Source organism: Streptomyces sp. NPDC007929, assembly GCF_042959065.1.
Taxonomy (GTDB): Bacteria; Actinomycetota; Actinomycetes; order Streptomycetales; family Streptomycetaceae; genus Streptomyces.
The window spans coordinates 602015-619822 of sequence record NZ_JBIBKD010000006.1; the positions used below are offsets into that span (position 1 = coordinate 602015).

The following is a 17808-nucleotide window of genomic DNA, read 5'->3' on the forward strand; positions in this document are numbered from 1 at the left end:
CGACCGTACGGAGCCGCCATGGCAGACCTCCAGGACGACCTGCGCACCGCCGCCGCGGCCGCCGGCGAGTTCGACGAACTGGCCGAGCCGTACCCGGACGAGGGCGTCGTCACGGCGGAGTCCTACGAGCCCGTCTCCGACCCGGACGACGCGCCCATGACCCGGGCGCGCGCGATCCTCGCCGCCCACCCCGTCGCCGACGGCTACAACGGCCTGCCCTGGGCGCTCAAGCGCCTGTCCTGGTACGACCTGGAGGAGGGCGAGAGCACGGTCGACACGGACGTACCCCGGCTGCGCAGCGGCCATGTGGGCGCGCTGTTCTGGTCGTTGCACCTGCCCGAGGGCCTGGACGGCGACCGGGCCGTCGGCGCCACCCTGGAGCAGCTGGACCTGGCGAAGACCGTCGTGCGGACCTGTGAGGAGGGGCTGCGGCCGGCCTGCACGGCCGGGCAGGTCGCGGACGCCCGCAACTGCGGCCGGGTCGCGGTGCTCCTCGGCCCCGCCGGAGCCTCCGCCCTGGGCGACTCGATCGGCATCCTGCGCCAGCTGCACCTGCTCGGTCTGCGCGTCCTCACGCTGACCGGCGTGTCCTGGGCGAGCGAGGCGGGCCTGACCCGGTTCGGCGAGGAGGTGGTGCGTGAGATGAACCGCCTCGGCGTGATCGCGGACCTCTCCGGCGCCTCCACCCAGACCCTGCGGCGCGTGCTGAGCCTGTCCCGGGCCCCCGTGCTGTGCAGCCGCTCGGCGGCCCGGAGTCTGCGCCCCCACCCGGTCAACCTCCCCGACGACCTGCTGGCGGAGCTCGGCGCGGCCAAGGGGCTGTGCCTGGTGCCGCTGACCGCCGAGCAGACCGGCCCGACCGTCCGCGACGTCGCCGACCACCTCGACCACATCCGCGCCGTGGCCGGAGCGCACTGTGTCGGACTGTCCGGCACGTACGACTCCGGAGCCGCGCACCCGCAGGAACTCGGCGACACCTCCTGCTACCCGCGCCTGGTCGCCGAGCTGCTCAGACGCGGCTGGGAGGAGCCGGACGTGGCGCTGCTGACCTGGGGCAACGTCCAGCGCGTCCTGCGCGGCGCCGACTTCACGGCCCGCTCCGCCCAGCAGCGCCGCGAGCCGTCCACGGCGACGATCTCGGAGCTGGACGGGTGAGCGACCCGCGACCGGACGGGCCGGGCCGCCCCGGTCAGCCGTGCTCGATCCGGCACAGGCAGAACGGGTGGCCGGCCGGGTCGGCGTAGACACGGAAGTCCTTCTTCTCGAAGTCCTCCTTGTCCAGCACCCGCGCGCCCAGCGCCAGCACCCGCTCCTCCGCCGCGTCGATCTCCTCCCAGGTCGCCCCGCCGTCGAAGTCGAGGTGGAACTGCTGGGCGTTGCGGTCGGCCCGCGGCCACTCCGGCGGCGTGTGGCCGGGGGAGCGCTGGAAGGAGAGACGGGGCCCGCCGGGGATGCGCAGCACCACCCAGTCGGCGTCCTCCTCCTCCGGTGTGCCGCCGCCGACCTGGGCGTAGAAGCGGGCCAGCTCGCGCGGGTCGGGGCAGTCGAGGACCACGGAACGGAAACGTGCCACGGCGGACATGGGACCTCCGGTGTCAGCAGGCGCAGAGGCAGAACGGGTGCCCTGCCGGGTCGGCGTAAACCCGGAAGGTCCGCTCCCGGTCCTCGGCGTCCAGCGCCTTCGCGCCGAGCGCCAGAACGCCCTTCTCGGCGGTGTCCAGGTCGTCCACCACGAGGTCCAGGTGGAACTGCTGCGAGCCGTCCTCGGACGGCCACCGCGGCGGTACGTACCCGGGGGAGGCCTGGAAGGCCAGCGGTGTGCCGCCGGGCACCTTCAGGTCGACCCACACGTCGTCCCCGTCGGTCTCCACCGTCGGCGTGCCGCCGAGCACCTCGGCGTAGAAGCCGGCCAGGGCGCGCGGGTCGGGACAGTCCAGGACGACGACACCCAGCTTGGCGAGAGCCATGACTTCCTCCTCGAAGTCGGCGTTACCCACAGACGCGGGCAACCGGTAACCGTTACTGCATGGTCCCCCATTGGGGGTAACCTCGCAAGGGGAATCGCGAGAGGTACGGTCCAGCCATGACGGAGAGAGTGCCCGCGCCCGGCGGCCTGGCCCTGGTCGAGGCCCTGGTGAACACGCTCGACATCGAGTCGGGCGCCGACGCGCTGGACTCGGCGGAGGGCAGGGCGCGCTTCGGCATCACCCCCGAGGAGACCGGCCCGGCCCGCACCCTGCGCGAGTCACTGCGCGCGGTCCTCCTCGCCCATGCCGGCCACCCACCGCACCACGAGGTCCGCCCGCTCGGCGACCTCCTGGCCGGTGCCCCCCTCGTCGTCACCGTCGACACGACGGACGGCTCCGCCGCCCTCGCCCCCACCGACGGCCGCACCCTGCACGCGCGCGTGGCCGCCGCCGTCGCCGAGGCCCTGGTCGCCGGCACCTGGACCCGCCTCAAGGCGTGCGAGGCCGGCGACTGCCACTGGGCCTACTACGACCGCAGCCCGGCAGGCCGCGGCCGCTGGTGCTCCATGCAGGTCTGCGGAGCCCGCGCGAAGATGCGCCGCTACCGGGCCAAGGAGGTGTAGCCACCCCGCCGCACAGCCCGGTGGTGCAGAATGCACGAAGACGCCGGTTCGGCCGACTGAGCCTCGGCCGAACCGGCGTCGTCCCGTCGACGCGCCTCGCACTCAGGCCCTCGGGCGGCCCATCGCCCGGTACGTCCAGCCGGCCTTGCGCCACAGCTCCGGGTCCAGGGCGTTGCGGCCGTCCAGGATGACCCGCGCCGCCGCGACCTCGCCGAGCGCCTCGGCGTCCAGCTCGCGAAACTCCCGCCACTCCGTCAGATGCAGCACGATGTCGGCCCCGCGCACGGCGTCCAGCGCCGAGCCGGCGTAGCCGAGCGTCGGGAACACCTCGCGGGCGTTGTCCATGCCCTTGGGGTCGTAGACCGTGACCTGGCCGCCCTGGAGGTGGATCTGCCCGGCCACGTTGAGCGCGGGCGAGTCCCGCACGTCGTCCGAGTCCGGCTTGAACGTCGCACCCAGCACCGCCACCCGCTTGCCCAGGAACGGCCCGCCGCCCAGCGCCTGCCGGGCCAGCTCCACCATCTGCCCGCGCTGGCGCATGTTGATCGAGTCGATCTCCCGCAGGAACGTCAGCGCCTGGTCCGCGCCCAGCTCACCGGCGCGCGCCATGAACGCCCGGATGTCCTTCGGCAGACACCCGCCGCCGAAGCCGATCCCGGCCCGCAGGAACTTCCGGCCGATCCGGTCGTCGTAACCGATGGCCTCCGCCAGCTTGGCGACGTCACCGCCCGCGGCCTCGCACACCTCCGCCATCGCGTTGATGAACGAGATCTTCGTGGCGAGGAAGGAGTTCGCGGAGGTCTTCACCAGCTCCGAGGTCGGGAAGTCGGTCACCACGAACGGCGAACCCTCCGCGATCGGCGTCGCGTACACCTCCCGCAGCAGCTTCTCGGCCCGCTCGGAGCGCACACCCACCACGAGACGGTCGGGGTGCAGCGTGTCGTCGACGGCGAAGCCCTCGCGCAGGAACTCCGGGTTCCACGCCAGCTCGGCGTCCTGACCGGCGGGGGCGTGCGCGGCCAGGTAGGCAGCCAGACGGTCCGCCGAGCCGACCGGCACGGTCGACTTGCCGACCACCAGCGCCGGACGGTGCAGATGCGGGGCGAGCGAGGCCATCGCGGCGTCGACGTAGCTCATGTCGCAGGCGTACTCGCCGTGCCGCTGCGGGGTGTTCACACAGACGAAGTGCACATCGCCGAACGCGCCGATCTCCGCCCAGTCCTGGGTGAAGCGCAGCCGCCCGCTGGACCCCTCGATGCCGGCCACATGCTTGCGCAGCAGCTCCTCGAGACCCGGCTCGTACATCGGCGCCTCGGCGCGCTCCAGCTTCTCGATCTTCTCGCGCACCACGTCGAGGGCGAGCACCTCGAAACCCAGCTCGGCCATGGCCGCCGCGTGTGTCGCGCCGAGATAACCGGTGCCGATCACGGTGATCTTCAGGGCCATGGGTACTCCAGGGGTCTACGGCATGCGGTGCGCGCCCGAGCATAGCCGGGGCATGGCAGTCCGCTTCACTGGGCAACTTCTCCCCTGTCGCCTAGCTCACGTATCACTCCCGTGGGCGACGCCATAAACTTTTGATTACTTAACGGTAGTTAGCGTCAGCATCGCAGCGTTTTGGAGCGTGAGAGACCTTGGCCGGATCGGCTGACTTCGACCTGTACCGCCCGTCCGAGGAGCACGACATGCTCCGTGACGCCGTCCGCTCCCTGGCCGAGGCGAAGATCGCGCCGCACGCCGCCGCGGTGGACGAGGAGGCCCGCTTCCCGCGCGAGGCCCTCCAGGCGCTGGTCGCGAACGACCTGCACGCCGTGCACGTACCCGAGGAGTACGGCGGCTCCGGCGCGGACGCGCTGGCCACCGTCATAGTGATCGAGGAGGTCGCCCGGGTCTGCGCCTCCTCCTCCCTCATCCCGGCGGTGAACAAGCTGGGCTCCCTGCCGGTGATCCTCTCCGGCTCCGAGGACCTGAAGAAGAGGTACATGACCCCGCTCGCCAAGGGCGACGGCATGTTCTCCTACTGCCTCTCCGAGCCGGACGCCGGCTCCGACGCGGCCGGCATGAAGACCAAGGCCGTCCGCGACGGCGACCACTGGATCCTCAACGGCGTGAAGCGCTGGATCACCAACGCCGGCGAGTCCGAGTACTACACGGTGATGGCCGTCACCGACCCCACCAAGCGCTCCAAGGGCATCTCGGCCTTCGTCGTGGAGAAGTCCGACGAGGGTGTCTCCTTCGGTGCCCCGGAGAAGAAGCTCGGCATCAAGGGCTCCCCGACCCGCGAGGTCTACCTCGACAACGTCCGCATCCCCGCCGACCGCATGATCGGCGAGGAGGGCACCGGCTTCGCCACGGCGATGAAGACCCTCGACCACACCCGCATCACCATCGCCGCCCAGGCCCTCGGCATCGCCCAGGGCGCTCTCGACTACGCCAAGGGCTACGTCCAGGAGCGCAAGCAGTTCGGCAAGCCGATCGCCGACTTCCAGGGCATCCAGTTCATGCTCGCCGACATGGCCATGAAGATCTCGGCGGCCCGCGCCCTGACCTACCAGGCCGCCGCCGCCTCCCAGCGCGTCGACGCCGACCTCACCTACCTGGGCGCCGCCGCCAAGTGCTTCGCCTCGGACGTGGCGATGGAGGTCACCACGGACGCGGTCCAGCTCCTCGGTGGCTACGGCTACACCCGCGACTACCCGGTGGAGCGCATGATGCGCGACGCCAAGATCACCCAGATCTACGAGGGCACGAACCAGGTCCAGCGCATCGTCATGGCGAGGAACCTGCCGTAACCCCTCCCCGCGGACACTTTCCGGCCCCCGGCTCGTGCCGGGGGCCGGCGTGTTTCACAGGAACCGCCGGATCGGGGTCACCGCGGCCTCGGCGAGGCGCATTGGCAGGGGGCGCCGCTTCCAGCGGGCCGGGTCGACCGGGTCGCTGCGCTCGCGGTCGGCGTCGAAGTCGGCGTCGAGCCGCGCGGTGAAGTCCTCGTCGAGGACGGCCAGCACGACCTCCTCGTCGTGCTCCATGGAGCGGCGGTTGAAGTTGGTGGAGCCGATGAGGGAGCAGACCCCGTCCACCGTGACGATCTTCGTGTGGAGCATGGTCGGCTGGTACTCCCGCACCTCCACACCGGCGTCCACCAGCGTCTGGTAGTGCTGCCGCCCGGCCAGCAGGCACGCCCGCTGGTCGGTGTACGGGCCGGGCAGCAGGATCTCGACCCGGACCCCGCGACGGGCCGCCGCGGCCAGCAGGTCGATGAAGTAGGCGTCGGGGGCGAAGTAGGCCGTGGCCAGCCGCAGGCGGTCCTGCGCCGAGGTGATCAGGACCCGCAGGACCGTCTGCATGTCCTGCCAGCCGAAGGAGGCCGAGCCCCGCACGACCTGGACCGTGGCCCGGCCCGGCTGCTCCTGGGCGGTGAAGCGGTCGTGGTCGTCGTAGAGGTCGTCGTGGCACTCGGCCCAGTTCTGGGCGAAAGCCGCGGCGATGCCGTCCACGGCCGGGCCGCGGACCCTTACATGGGTGTCGCGCCACTCGTCCGGGTTGCGCGCGTCTCCGGCCCACTCCTCCGCGATGCCCACGCCACCGGTGAAGGCGGTGTGCTCGTCGGTGACCAGCACCTTGCGGTGGCAGCGGTGGTTCTGCCGCATCGGCGACAGACGCAGGGGCCGGCGGAACCAGGCCACCTGGACGCCCGCCTCGTCCATGGCGTCCAGCAGGTCCCGCTCTATCTCCTTCGCCCCGAAGCCGTCCAGCAGCAGCCGCACCCGGACCCCCGCGCGGGCCCGCTCGGCCAGGGCCGCGGCGAACTCGTGGGCGACCTCGCCACGCCAGTACACGAACGTCATCATGTCGACGGTGTGCTCAGCGGCCCGGATGGCCGCCAGCATCGCCGGGAAGATCTCGTCGCCGTTGCGCAACGGCACCAGCTCGTTGCCCTCGGTCGCCGCGATGCCGATCAGCCGCTCCAGCCGTCTGCGCAGCCGCTGCTTCTGCTCCTCGGGACCTCTCGGCTCCGGAGCGCGCGTCTCGTCGTACGTCTGCACTGTCACGCACGTCGTTTTGCCGCTCCGGCCGGTTTCACGCAGGGGCCGGTGCGTCGAGCCTCACAACCGGACGGTGCGCCGCACACGGAGAAGGTCCGTCCTGTGGTGCTCATGGGGCCACAGGCGTAGGACGAGAGGTGCGGGTGCCGAACCGCGGCGCCCGCCACCCCCTGGAGGACGTCATGACCCAGCAGCCCGCCACCACCACCCCGCTCAGCAAGGAGATGCAGGACTGCGTCCAGACCTGCATGACCTGCCACAGCGTGTGCGAGGAGACCATGAGCTCCTGCCTGCAGATGGGCGGCACCGCCCAGATGCAGATCATGCGCGCGGTCATGGACTGCGCCGAGATGACGCGCCTGTGCGCCGACATGATGATGCGCCGCTCGCCGCTCATGGCCGAGATGTGCGCGATGTGCGCCCGCGCCTGTGACATGTGCGCCGAGGCGTGTATGTCCATGCCGGACGACGCGCAGATGATGCGCTGCGCCGAGGCGTGTCGCCGCTGCGCCGAGAGCTGTCGCTCGATGTCGGGCGCCTCGATGTGAGAAGCGCCGCACGGCGAAGGGGGCACCCGACCGGGTGCCCCTTCGTGGTGCCTGGCCGCTCAGTTGCCGGAGACGGTGACCGTCTCGTCGTTCTTCAGCTGGTTCACCAGCGTCTTCACCTTCGCGGTGTCCCACTGGAGGTTGCCGTTGGCGGTGTTGCCCGCGATCGGCATGTTCATCGACTTGCCCTCGCCGCCGCTGACGCCCTTCATCGCCCAGAACATGGAGGCCAGGTCGAACAGGCTCATGTCCTTGTCGACCACGAGGGTGTCCAGGCCCGCGCTCATGGTCGGGTACAGCTTGAAGGGGTTGAGGACCGTGCCCGGGGTGGCGACCTGGTTGGCCAGGGCCGAGAGGAACTTCTGCTGGTTCTTCGTCCGGTCCAGGTCGGAACCGGCGAGCGCGTAGCGGGTGCGGACGAAGGCGAGGGCCTGCTCGCCGTTGAGCGTCTGCTTGCCCTTCTTGAGGTCCGCGCCGGATTTGGTGTCCTTGATGTCCTGTGGGATGTCCATCTCGACGCCGCCGACCGCGTCCACGATGTTGGCGAAACCGGCGAAGCCGATCTCCACGTAGTGGTCGATGTGCAGGCCCGTGTTGGCCTCCACCGTGCGCACCAGCAGCTCCGGGCCGTCCTCGGCGTAGGCCGCGTTCAGCTTCGTCTGGCGGCCGGTGTTCGGGTAGAGCTTGCCGGAGTCGGAGCCCTTGAACGACGGGATCGTGACGTTGGAGTCGCGGGGCAGCGAGATCAGGGTCGGGGCGCCGCCGCCGGTGTGCAGGATCATCATCGAGTCCGTGCGCTTGCCCTCGGCGGACCCGGTGTGCAGCTTCTTCTTCTCCTCGGCCGACATGCCCTTGCGGCTGTCGGAGCCGACGATCAGGTAGTTCGTGCCCTCGCCCGCCTCCGGGCGGTCGATGACCTTCGACAGGTCGACGTCGCGGTTGAGTTTGGAGTCGGCCCAGAAGTATGTGCCGACGCTCGTCACCACCAGCAGGGTCACCAGCGTGATGGCCGTCACCTTGATGCGGCGGCGCCAGTTCGGGGCGGGGCGCGGCTCGTACATGCCGTCGCCCGGGCCGCCGGGGCCCCTGCCGCCGGGGGAGCCGTAGACCTGGCCGGTGTTGTAGCCGCTGTCGTAGTCGGCGGGGCCGTGGCCGCCGCCGTCCACGTACGACGGCTGCTGCGGCACTCCGCCGCCGTACGGCGGGGCGCCGCCGTATCCCGCCTGCCCGGGCGATGCCGCCGGGCCGCGGCGGACCTGCCGCATGACACGGGCGCTCTCGGGCTGTGCGCTCGAGCTGCCGCGTCCGTAGCGGTTGCCGCGGTTGTCGCCGGTGAATCCCTCGGGCCAGTCATTCATGCGCCCCAGTGTGCAGGTCCGCGTAGTGGCCCATACAAGAGTCGTCGGAAAATCAGAGCACGGCTGTGGCGAAGCTGACACAAATCCCCCTCATACCGCCTCGGCATAAGGTGGGGGCCATGACAGACCAGGCCCCAGCTGCGGATTCCGGCAGTACGGATATCCCGGGCAAGCCGACTTCGGCGTCCCGTACGACCCTCAGCCACATCATGACCCACAACGACACGAACCTTCTGGGGACCGTGCACGGTGGGGTGATCATGAAGCTGGTCGACGACGCGGCCGGGGCCGTGGCGGGACGGCACTCCGGCGGGCCGGCGGTCACCGCGTCCATGGACGAGATGGCGTTCCTGGAGCCGGTCCGCGTGGGTGACCTGGTGCACGTGAAGGCCCAGGTCAACTGGACCGGCCGGACCTCCATGGAGGTCGGCGTCCGGGTCCTGGCCGAACGCTGGAACGAGTCCGCCCCGGCCACCCAGGTCGGCTCGGCCTACCTCGTCTTCGCCGCGGTCGACGCCGACGGCAAGCCCCGCCGGGTCCCCCCGGTCCTCCCGGAGACCGAGCGCGACAAGCGCCGCTACCAGGAGGCCCAGATCCGCCGAACCCACCGCCTGGCCCGCCGCCGAGCCATCATGGACCTCCGCGAGAAGCGAGCGGCGGAGGGCATCGAGGACTGACCGGCGGGGCCTGACCGGCGGGGCCTGGGCCGAGGCCGCGCGCCTCCTTGGGTGCCGGCCTCGGGTGCGTCGGGGCTGGTCGCGCAGTTCCCCGCGCCCCTGGGGCATGCGGCCCTGGGGCGTGTGTCCCTAGCCGCAGGCCACCTCGTCCCCCCGGACCACCCCGAACTCGCCCTGGCCCGGGTCCTCGGCGCGGACTTTCTGGACTTTCTCGAAGTCCGGGCCCGCGATGACCTTCAGGGTGGCGCCGAGGCCCTTGACCGGGCGGAGTTCGCTGCCCGGGAGGGCCGTTGCCAGGGACTTGGCCGAGCGGTCCCAGCGGGGGTCGTAGGCGACGATCGTGCGTTTGACGTCACGGGTGGCGGAGTTCACGGGGGCGTGGGTCGTGCGGAAGCCCGTCGAGGCCAGGGCGGCGTCCACGCGGCGGCCGAGGCCGGGGGTGCGGGTGCCGTTCTCCACCTGGACGCGGATCTGCTGCGGGGCGACCGCGACGACCCGCGCCGCGCCGCGCGAGCGGTGCACGGAGAGCGGCTGGTCCTCGCGCAGGGCGTGGAAGAGCCGCTCCGACTTCACCGGGTCCCATTTCAGCGTCGAGCCGACACCCTTCACGGCGTACCCCATCCGCCCGATGGGGACGGTGGTGAACTCGGAGGAGGAAGGGGAGAAGTTCCGCATGGCGCGGCCCAGGTCCAGCATCTCGTCCGTGCCGAAGCCCTTGTCGGCCCGTACCGAGCCGAGCACCGCCCGGGTCACGTCCCGGAACTTCATCGGGTTGAGGAGGATCCCGGACGAGGTCAGCCGGTCCACGAGGGCCGCCATGAAACGCTGCTGCCGCTTCATGCGGCCCAGGTCGGACGCGCCGTCGACATGGCGGGCGCGGACGAACTGCAGCGCCTGCCCGCCGCCGAGGGTGTGCCGCCCGGCCGGCAGGTTCAGCCCGGTGTAGCTGTCCTTGAGGGGATCGGCGGTGCAGATCCGCACGCCCCCGACCACGTCCACCGTCTTCATGAAACTGGTGAAGTCGACCTCCAGATAGTGGTCGATCTTCACCTTTGTCATGCTCTCGACCGTGCGCACGGTCAGCTGCGGCCCGCCCTCGGCGTACGCGGCGTTCAGCTTGAGCGGATGCCCCTGGTGCCGCTTGCCCGACACCCGGTCGACATGCTCCGGCGTCACCGCGTACGAGTCGCGCGGCAGGCTCACCACACTGGCGCGTTCCCGGTCCTCGGAGATGTGCACGATCATGATCGTGTCGGTGCAGTGGCACGGTGCGCCGCCCAGCCGGTACTTGCGGCGCTCCTCCTTGCTGATCTTCTCGCGGCCGTCGGTGCCGACCAGCAGGACGTTCATACCGTGTCCGGCCTGCGGGCGGTTCTTCATGTCCTTGAAGGGATCGACCCGGGTGATGTCCGCGTCCAGGCTGGTCATGACCGCGTGCCCGATCCCGGCGGAGGCGAGCACCACCACGGACAGCGTGGTGACCGCCCGCATGGCCCAGCGCGGCCGCCGCGCGGGCGGCGCGGGCCGGCGCGGAGCGCGGCGGGGGGCGGGCGGGTGCGGGCGGCGGCGGGGAGCGGCGGTAGACCGAGGGGACCGCGGCGGCGTGGGCATGGGGCACCTCCGGACGACGGCCGTACGTGGGATCCGTGAAACCGTAGGCCGATACGATCTGCGGCCCGCGCCACCGCCCCGGCGGCGCGCACCGCTGTCCCCCGTTCGCGGTAACGTGAGGCTCCTATGAACGCCAATCCCGACGTGCGGCTCCCCGCCGTTTCCGTGATCATGCCCGTCCTCAACGAGGAACGGCATCTGCGGGGAGCAGTCCAAGCGATCCTCGCGCAGGAGTACGCCGGCGAGATGGAGGTCGTGATCGCCCTCGGTCCGTCCACGGACCGCACGGACGAGATCGCCGCCGAACTCGTGGCAAACGACCCGCGCGTACACACCGTCCCCAACCCCACCGGCCGTACGCCCGCGGCGCTGAACGCGGCGATCAACGCCTCCCGGCATCCGATCGTCGTCCGCGTCGACGGCCACGGCATGCTCTCGCCGAACTACATCGCGACCGCCGTACGGCTCCTGGAGGAGACCGGCGCGCAGAACGTCGGCGGCATCATGCACGCCGAGGGCGAGAACGACTGGGAGCACGCGGTCGCCGCCGCGATGACCTCGAAGATCGGGGTCGGCAACGCCGCCTTCCACACCGGCGGCCAGGCCGGCCCGGCCGAGACCGTCTACCTGGGGGTGTTCCGGCGCGAGGCGCTGGAGCGGCAGGGCGGCTACAACGTGGAGTTCATCCGCGCCCAGGACTGGGAGCTGAACTTCCGCATCCGTGAGGCCGGCGGGCTGATCTGGTTCTCGCCCGAGCTGAAGGTGTCGTACCGGCCGCGGCCGAGCGTGAAGGCGCTGGCCAAGCAGTACAAGGACTACGGCCGCTGGCGGCACGTGGTCGCCCGCTTCCACGAGGGCTCGATCAACCTGCGCTACCTCGCCCCGCCGACCGCCGTGTGCGCGATCGGGGCCGGGGTCCTGGTGGGCGCCCTGCTGACGCCGTGGGGCTTCGTCGTGCCCGGCGGCTATCTCGCGGCGATCCTGCTCGGCTCGCTCCCGGCGGGCAAGGGCCTGCCGCTGAAGGCGCGGCTGCAGATCCCGGTGGCGCTGGCCACGATGCACATGTCGTGGGGCTGGGGCTTCCTGACCAGCCCGCGGGCGCTGGCGCGGAAGGTCATCGCCTCCCGGCGCCCCGCGGTGCGCGCGGACGCCGCCGCGGGCTGACCGGAGCGGACGTGAGGTGACCGTGGGCCCCTTTCCCGCCCGGGAAAGGGGCCCACGGCGTACGGGGCGATGCCGCCCGGCGCCATGACCGGGCCCCGCTGTTCACACGGCGGGCGTGATCACCACCGGTAAGGCCGGTACACGTCCATGCACTCCTTCTTGTCCGCGCTCAGCGCGTCCGCGGAGTCGGGCAGGTCGCCCGCCCGGGGAGCCTTCTGCTTCGGGTAGGTGGTGCCCTCGCGCCAGTCGCTGCCGATGGTCAGGGTGGTGGTCACGTCGTCCGTGGCCCGCACCTGGCTGCTCGGCACGCCGACCGCCTCCGCCACCGACAGGGCGTTGGCCCGGCCCTGCTCCCCGGTGCTCTTCGGGTACGTCACCTGGGTCCGCGCGTGCGGGTCCTGCTGCCCGGAGGCGACGGCCCGGGTGAAGCCCTCCTGCTGGAGTGCGGCCGCGATCGCGGCGGCCCGCTGCGGAACGGCGGCCTGCTCGTCACTGGCCGTTCCGTTGACGACGGTGACCGAAAGCCCGGCGGCCGGTGCGGCGGCGGGCCCCGTGGCCTGCACCGACGCCGGGGACGGACCCGCTGCCGCGGTGCGCGCCTTGCCGGCCTTGTCGAAGGGGACGTCGTCGCGGAGCATCGCCCACATCGAGTCGGCGTCCTCGGGCTTGGGCACGAGGTGGTTGCGGTCCAGCGGGTCCTCGATCCACGGCATCGTCGTCATCGTGATGCGCTTGGTCGGGACCGACTTCAGCTGCATGCCGACGTCGTACAGCTCCTTGACCGTGCCGATCTCCTCGGACACCTTGAGCGCCTTGGTGCCCGCCTCGGCCAGGCCCATCAGACGGCCGGTGTCGGTGAAGACGTTCTGCTGCTTCAGCGTCCGGATCATCGCGTTCATGTACATGTGCTGCGCCTTGGCGCGCAGCGGGTCACTGCCCCAGGCGTGCCGGGTGCGCAGCCACTGCAACGCCTCCTCGCCCTGCACCTTGTGCGTGCCGGCCTTCAGCTTGAGTCCGGAGCCGCCGCGCTGGCCGGGCAGCGGCCGGTCCCACACGTTCTGGTTGACGCAGACCGGGACACCGCCGATGGCGTCGGCCATGTCCACCACTCCGGCGAAGTCGACCATCATCCAGTGGTCGATGTACACGCCGGTCAGGTTCTGCCAGGTGGCGAGCGTGCAGCCCGGGCCGCCGCGCTGGAGGGTCTCGTTGATGATCGTGTTCTTGGCCGGGTAGGTCTCGCCGGTGTCGGGGTCGACGCACTTCGGGATGTCCACCCGGGTGTCCCGCGGAATGCTCACCACGGATGCGCTCTCGCGGTCCGCCGAGACGTGCAGGAGCATCTGCACGTCCGCCAGGGGCTTGTTGCCGACGTTGTCCCGGCCGCCGCCGAGCTTGACGTTCGCCGCGGAGTTCCGGCTGTCGGAGCCGATCAGCAGGATGTTGAGCGGGGTCTGGCCGGCCGCGTTGGGCCCGGTCTTCTTGACGTCGGACTCGCCCGCGTTGCGCTTGCCCTTGTCGATGTTGCCGTTGAGGTGGCGGTAGTAGAGGTATCCGGCGCCGGCCGTCCCGAGTATCAGGAGCGACAGCACGATCGCGGACCAGCGCAATATCCGGCGGCCGCCCCCGCGCCGCCGTCCGCGCCGACGGCCGTGGCCGCCGCCCTCGCCACTCTCGCTTCCGCCCCCGGCGGGCGCCGCCGTCCCCGGACGCTCGTCCTGGGCGAGGCCGCCCGAATCGCGCCGTGTGCTGCCTCCGCGCACGTCACTCTGCGCCATACCCCTGCCTCCCACCCCTACGGCCGACCCACGGGATTGCCCCGAGTCGTGTTCGGATCACGGATGACCCGTGTCCGTGCGGACCGCGGGATTCCCCGCCGCTCGCCGGAGCACGGTCGTCCCCGCTCCTGGTTGGACCACTGACATGCCCGGTCGGATGTACACCCGGCCGATTCGTCCGGGCATGCTCCGTCCCCCTGTGAGACGCAGAACGGGGGGCTCAGGTCACTTTGCGCACTCGACCTTGTCGGCCGTGGCCTTCTGCACGTCCTCCGGCACCTTCGCCGGAGTCGTGAGCGGCACGCCCGCACCCTCGAAGTCCTTGCCGAGGGTGAGCGTCATCGCGGGGACGCCCTGGGAGTTGGTGACACTCTCGCCCGGCTTCATCGCGGCGCCGGACAGGCCCATGATCGCGGCGAGCCGGCGGGCCTGGTCCGCCTGGTCGGGCGCGTACTCCAGCGTGGTCTTCGCCAGCGGCCGCTCGGCGTTGCCCGCGTTCTCGGAGCGGGTCACGCCCTGCTGGACCTGAAGCCAGCTGAGGGTCTCCTGGGCGCTGCCGGCGTCGGCACCGCCGTTGAGGATGCGCACCCGCACCTCGGAGGCGGGCGCCTTGCTGCCCTTCAGCCGGGCGGCCTCGGCTGCCTTCTCCTTCTTCTTCTCCTTCTTCACCTCGGTCAGCGAGACGTCGTCGCGGACCATCGCGAACAGCTGCTGGGCCTGCGGCTCCTTCAGGACCACCGTGGCCTTGACCTTCTCCGCGGGGTTGTCGATCACCGGCACGGTGGCGAAGGTGAGGTTCTTCGTGTCGAACTTGCCCAGTTCCGCCCCGAGATCGGCCAGCTTCTTGATCGTGCTGATCTGGTCGTCGACGGTCAGCGCCTTGGTGCCCGCCTCCGCCAGCTTGATCATCTTCGGTGGGCTGGTGAGGGTGTCGTTGGACTTCAGCTTGCGCAGCATCGAGCCCAGGAACTGCTGTTGCAGCTCGATCCGGCTCAGGTCGCCGCCGAAGCCCACGGAGTGCCGCGTCCGGACGAAGGCCAGGGCCTCCTCGCCCTCGATCGTGTGCTCGCCCTTGGGCAGGTCGAGCTTGGAGTCGGGGTCCTTGATGTCCTTGGCCAGGCAGACCTCGACCCCGCCCACCGCGCTGGTCAGCGTCTTGACCGCGTTGAAGTCGGCCACCATGAAGTGGTCCATCTTCAGCCCGGTCAGCTCGGTGATCGTGCGCATGGTGCAGCTCGGCGTCCGCTCCTCCTGCCCGAGGCTGTTGTTGAAGCGGGTGCGCTGCTGGCCCGGGATGACCTTCTCCGAGCCGTCCTCCTGCGTCGTCGGGCAGTCCGGGATGTCGGTGATCAGGTCGCGCGGGATGCTGAGCACCGTGGCGTTCGACCGGTCCTTGGACACGTGCAGGACGAGCGTGGTGTCGGCGTGCCCGGCGCTGTTCTTGTCGCCGTAGCCCTCGTTGCCCTTGCCGGTGCGCTTGTCGGTGCCGATCAGCAGGATGTTGATCGCGCGGTCCTTGCTGAACCCGCCGGTGCCGGCGCCGTCGTCGGAGACGGACGTGATGTTGTTGTTGAGGTGCTCGTAGTAGAGGTACGCGGCACCGCTCGCCCCGATCAGGACGAAGGCCAGCGTGCCGCCGGTCCACATCAGGACCTTCTTGCCCTTCGCCTTCTTCGGCGCCGGACGGCGCCCGCGGCGCCCCGCGGCCGCCTCGGACGGGGCGGTGCCGGTGCGTCGGCGCGGGGACGGAGCCTCGGCCGCGGCCGCACCACCGGAACGCCGCGCGGGAGCCGTCCGGCCGGTACGGGCAGCGCCGCCCTGGCCGGTCGTACCGCCCCGGCCGGACGCGCCACGGCCACCGGAACCACGGGGCCCGGGCACGGCCGACTGCGCTGCGGAAGGGGCCAGTCGCAGTTCGTATTCGCCGGTGTTCGGGTTGAGTACCCACTGGTCTGCGGGGTCGATGTCGTCCGCCCGCCCACGGCCTTGCGCGTCCACGGTTGCCTGATTCCTCCGTCGGGCCACGCGGCGCCCTCCCCGGAAGGCGCGCGGTGCTGGTCAGCAGTGCACACCCCCAGGACGGAGCTCAAGAGGGAGAGCACTGGATCGCACACACTATCCGCACACTTCGGCATCAAGCGACGTGGGTGAGAAATTGCACGTTCTCACAACTGGGCAATCCCGCCCATTTGTTTGAAGGAACTTCGGCGAACGCGAAGGAAATTCACTTCACTTGGCGCACTCCACCTTGTCGGCGGTGGACTTCTGCACGCCCTCCGGTGCCTTTGAGGGCGCGGTGAGCGAGACCCCCGCTCCCTTGAAGTCCTTGCCGAGGGTGAGGGACATCGCGGGTAGCCCCTGGTCGTTGGTCACGCTCTCGCCCGGCTTCATCGCGGACCCGGGCAGGCCCATGAGGGCGGCGAGCCGGCGGGCCTGGTCGGCCTGGTCGGGCGCGTACTCCAGGGTGGTCTTCGCCAGTGCGGCGGGCGCGTTGCCGGCGTTCTCCGACTTGGTGACGCCCTCCTCGTTCTGCAGCCAGCTCAGCGTCTGCTGCGCGCTGCCCGCCACGGCACCGCCGTTGAGGATCCGCACCCGCACCTCGGAGGCCGGGGCCTTGGTGCCCTTCAGCCGAGCGGCGACCGCGGCGGCCTCCTTCTTCTTCTGTGCCTTGACGGCGGTGAAGGAGACGTCGTTCCTGATCATTTCGAACACCTGCGGGGCCGTCGACTCGTTCAGCACGACCGTGGCCTTCACCTTCTCGGTCGGATTGTCGATGACCGGAATCGTGGTGAACGTCAGGTTCTTGGTGTTGAGCTTGCCCAGCTCCAGACCGAGGTCCTTCAGCTTGCCGATGCTGTCCAGCTGCGAGTCCACGGTGAGCGCCTTGGTGCCCGCCTCGGCCAGGTCGAGCATCTTCGACGGGCTGGTGAGGGTGTCGTTGGACTTCAGCTTGCGCATCAGCGCGCTCAGGAACTGCTGCTGCAGCCCGATCCGGCTCAGGTCGCCGCCGAAGCCGACGGCGTGCCGGGTGCGCACGAAGGCCAGGGCCTGCTCGCCCTCGATGGTGTGGGTGCCCTTGGACAGCTTGAGGTGCGAGTCGGGGTCGTCGAGGTCCTTGCCCACACAGACCTCGACCCCGCCGACCGCGCTGGTCAGCGTCTTGACCGCGTTGAAGTCCGCGACCATGAAGTTGTCCGGCTTGATCCCGGTCAGCTCGGTGACGGTCCGCATGGTGCAGCTCGGCGTACGGCCGTCCTGACCGAGGCTGGTGTTGAAACGGACCTGCCGCGTGCCGGGGATGACCTTCTGGGTGCCGTCCTCCTGCGTCGTCGGGCAGTCCGGGACGTCGGTGATCAGGTCGCGCGGGATGCTCAGCGCGGTCGCGTTCGACCGGTCCTTGGACACGTGCAGCAGGATCGTGGTGTCGGCGTGCCCGACACTGCCCGCGTCGCCGTAGCTGCCGTTGCCCTTGCCGGTGCGCTTGTCGGTGCCGATCAGCAGGATGTTGATGGCCTTGTCCTTGCTGAAGCCACCGGTGCTCGCGCCGTCGTCGGAGACGGACGCGATGTTGTCGTTCAGGTGCTCGATGTAGAAGTAGGCCGCGCCCGCACCCGCGACCAGCACGAACGCCATCGCGCCGCCGGTCCACAGCAGGATCTTCCGGCTCCTGGAGGCCTTCTTCGCCGGGCGTCGTCCGCGCCGTCCCGGCAGCGGCTCCTCCGGCGCCCCGCGGCGCCTGCGCGCCGGCGGCACCGCGCGCCCGGGCGTCTCGGGTCGCGACCGGCCGGATGTCTCGGGTCGCGAGCGGCCGGATGCCTCGGGTCGCGAGCGGCCGGGCGCCTGGGCGTGGCCGCGCGCGGGCGGGGCTGCCTCCGAGGGCCGCGGCCTGCGGGGCGAGGGGACGCCCGGCTGCGGCGCGGAGGGCCCCAGCCGCAGTTCGTACTCACCGGTGCTCGGGTTCAGCACCCACTGGTCTGCGGGATCGACGTCGTCCGCCCGCCCACGGCCTTGCGCGTCCACGGTTGCCTGATTCCTC

General features: G+C 71.0%; 15 protein-coding genes. 6 read left to right on the forward strand and 9 right to left on the reverse strand.

Annotated elements, in window-relative coordinates:
• The first annotated feature begins 18 nt into the window (after nucleotides 1-18).
• Nucleotides 19-1155 (forward strand): membrane dipeptidase, encoded by a 1137-nt coding sequence (locus ACFZDE_RS23475; RefSeq protein WP_391202493.1) that lies wholly within the window; start codon nucleotides 19-21, stop codon nucleotides 1153-1155.
• Between the two features lie 34 nt (nucleotides 1156-1189).
• Here the strand turns inward: ACFZDE_RS23475 and ACFZDE_RS23480 are convergent, their stop codons facing one another.
• Nucleotides 1190-1582: a VOC family protein gene (locus tag ACFZDE_RS23480; protein ID WP_391202496.1), complete on the reverse strand. Its 393-nt coding sequence runs from the start codon at nucleotides 1580-1582 to the stop codon at nucleotides 1190-1192.
• Nucleotides 1583-1595: 13 nt separating this feature from the next.
• The gene (locus ACFZDE_RS23485) at nucleotides 1596-1967 is read right to left on the reverse strand and encodes a VOC family protein (RefSeq protein ID WP_391004605.1); all 372 of its coding nucleotides are present in this window, start codon (nucleotides 1965-1967) and stop codon (nucleotides 1596-1598) included.
• Between the two features lie 116 nt (nucleotides 1968-2083).
• On the opposite strand from ACFZDE_RS23485, the gene ACFZDE_RS23490 reads away from it, so the two are divergent.
• Nucleotides 2084-2590 carry a CGNR zinc finger domain-containing protein gene (locus ACFZDE_RS23490; RefSeq protein WP_391202498.1) on the forward strand — a complete coding sequence of 169 codons (507 nt, stop codon included), beginning with the start codon at nucleotides 2084-2086 and terminating at the stop codon, nucleotides 2588-2590.
• A 102-nt stretch (nucleotides 2591-2692) separates the two neighbouring features.
• Here ACFZDE_RS23490 and ACFZDE_RS23495 read toward each other — a convergent pair whose 3' ends face one another.
• Entirely contained in the window at nucleotides 2693-4036 is a 1344-nt protein-coding gene (locus ACFZDE_RS23495; RefSeq protein WP_391004609.1) for a nucleotide sugar dehydrogenase, read from the reverse strand.
• Between the two features lie 188 nt (nucleotides 4037-4224).
• On the opposite strand from ACFZDE_RS23495, the gene ACFZDE_RS23500 reads away from it, so the two are divergent.
• On the forward strand, nucleotides 4225-5382 hold the full coding sequence (locus ACFZDE_RS23500; RefSeq protein WP_391004611.1) for an acyl-CoA dehydrogenase family protein: 1158 nt from the start codon (nucleotides 4225-4227) through the stop codon (nucleotides 5380-5382).
• Nucleotides 5383-5436: 54 nt separating this feature from the next.
• Here the strand turns inward: ACFZDE_RS23500 and ACFZDE_RS23505 are convergent, their stop codons facing one another.
• Nucleotides 5437-6642, reverse strand: coding sequence for a phospholipase D-like domain-containing protein (locus ACFZDE_RS23505; RefSeq protein ID WP_391202501.1), 1206 nt, complete (start codon nucleotides 6640-6642; stop codon nucleotides 5437-5439).
• 176 nt (nucleotides 6643-6818) lie between these two features.
• Here ACFZDE_RS23505 and ACFZDE_RS23510 point away from each other — a divergent pair, with 176 nt between their 5' ends.
• Nucleotides 6819-7184: a four-helix bundle copper-binding protein gene (locus ACFZDE_RS23510; RefSeq protein ID WP_391004615.1), complete on the forward strand. Its 366-nt coding sequence runs from the start codon at nucleotides 6819-6821 to the stop codon at nucleotides 7182-7184.
• A 59-nt stretch (nucleotides 7185-7243) separates the two neighbouring features.
• On the opposite strand, the gene ACFZDE_RS23515 is transcribed toward ACFZDE_RS23510, so the two are convergent.
• Nucleotides 7244-8542: an LCP family protein gene (locus tag ACFZDE_RS23515; RefSeq protein WP_391202504.1), complete on the reverse strand. Its 1299-nt coding sequence runs from the start codon at nucleotides 8540-8542 to the stop codon at nucleotides 7244-7246.
• Between the two features lie 119 nt (nucleotides 8543-8661).
• Between ACFZDE_RS23515 and ACFZDE_RS23520 the strand changes: the two genes are divergently transcribed.
• Nucleotides 8662-9219: an acyl-CoA thioesterase gene (locus ACFZDE_RS23520; RefSeq protein WP_260460539.1), complete on the forward strand. Its 558-nt coding sequence runs from the start codon at nucleotides 8662-8664 to the stop codon at nucleotides 9217-9219.
• Nucleotides 9220-9348: 129 nt separating this feature from the next.
• Here ACFZDE_RS23520 and ACFZDE_RS23525 read toward each other — a convergent pair whose 3' ends face one another.
• Nucleotides 9349-10710 (reverse strand): LCP family protein, encoded by a 1362-nt coding sequence (locus tag ACFZDE_RS23525; protein WP_391202507.1) that lies wholly within the window; start codon nucleotides 10708-10710, stop codon nucleotides 9349-9351.
• 246 nt (nucleotides 10711-10956) lie between these two features.
• On the opposite strand from ACFZDE_RS23525, the gene ACFZDE_RS23530 reads away from it, so the two are divergent.
• Nucleotides 10957-11994: a glycosyltransferase gene (locus ACFZDE_RS23530; RefSeq protein WP_391004622.1), complete on the forward strand. Its 1038-nt coding sequence runs from the start codon at nucleotides 10957-10959 to the stop codon at nucleotides 11992-11994.
• Nucleotides 11995-12113: 119 nt separating this feature from the next.
• On the opposite strand, the gene ACFZDE_RS23535 is transcribed toward ACFZDE_RS23530, so the two are convergent.
• The 3 genes from ACFZDE_RS23535 to ACFZDE_RS23545 form a co-directional block, all read right to left on the reverse strand.
• Nucleotides 12114-13772 (reverse strand): LCP family protein, encoded by a 1659-nt coding sequence (locus ACFZDE_RS23535; RefSeq protein WP_391202510.1) that lies wholly within the window; start codon nucleotides 13770-13772, stop codon nucleotides 12114-12116.
• A gap of 225 nt (nucleotides 13773-13997) precedes the next feature.
• A complete protein-coding gene (locus ACFZDE_RS23540; protein ID WP_391202513.1) occupies nucleotides 13998-15770 on the reverse strand; it encodes an LCP family protein in 1773 nt (590 codons plus the stop codon).
• Between the two features lie 231 nt (nucleotides 15771-16001).
• Nucleotides 16002-17792 (reverse strand): LCP family protein, encoded by a 1791-nt coding sequence (locus ACFZDE_RS23545; RefSeq protein ID WP_391202516.1) that lies wholly within the window; start codon nucleotides 17790-17792, stop codon nucleotides 16002-16004.
• Between the last annotated feature and the right edge of the window lie 16 nt (nucleotides 17793-17808).

Bases quoted from the DNA above. Each gene is read 5' to 3' on its own strand.
- ACFZDE_RS23510 (WP_391004615.1), top strand. From the start codon at position 6,819: ATGACCCAGCAGCCCGCCACCACCACCCCGCTCAGCAAGGAGATGCAG.
- ACFZDE_RS23530 (WP_391004622.1), top strand. From the start codon at position 10,957: ATGAACGCCAATCCCGACGTGCGGCTCCCCGCCGTTTCCGTGATCATG.
- ACFZDE_RS23485 (WP_391004605.1), bottom strand. From the start codon at position 1,967: ATGGCTCTCGCCAAGCTGGGTGTCGTCGTCCTGGACTGTCCCGACCCG.
- ACFZDE_RS23495 (WP_391004609.1), bottom strand. From the start codon at position 4,036: ATGGCCCTGAAGATCACCGTGATCGGCACCGGTTATCTCGGCGCGACA.
- ACFZDE_RS23475 (WP_391202493.1), top strand. From the start codon at position 19: ATGGCAGACCTCCAGGACGACCTGCGCACCGCCGCCGCGGCCGCCGGC.
- ACFZDE_RS23520 (WP_260460539.1), top strand. From the start codon at position 8,662: ATGACAGACCAGGCCCCAGCTGCGGATTCCGGCAGTACGGATATCCCG.
- ACFZDE_RS23490 (WP_391202498.1), top strand. From the start codon at position 2,084: ATGACGGAGAGAGTGCCCGCGCCCGGCGGCCTGGCCCTGGTCGAGGCC.
- ACFZDE_RS23480 (WP_391202496.1), bottom strand. From the start codon at position 1,582: ATGTCCGCCGTGGCACGTTTCCGTTCCGTGGTCCTCGACTGCCCCGAC.
- ACFZDE_RS23535 (WP_391202510.1), bottom strand. From the start codon at position 13,772: ATGGCGCAGAGTGACGTGCGCGGAGGCAGCACACGGCGCGATTCGGGC.
- ACFZDE_RS23515 (WP_391202504.1), bottom strand. From the start codon at position 8,542: ATGAATGACTGGCCCGAGGGATTCACCGGCGACAACCGCGGCAACCGC.
- ACFZDE_RS23525 (WP_391202507.1), bottom strand. From the start codon at position 10,710: ATGCGGGCGGTCACCACGCTGTCCGTGGTGGTGCTCGCCTCCGCCGGG.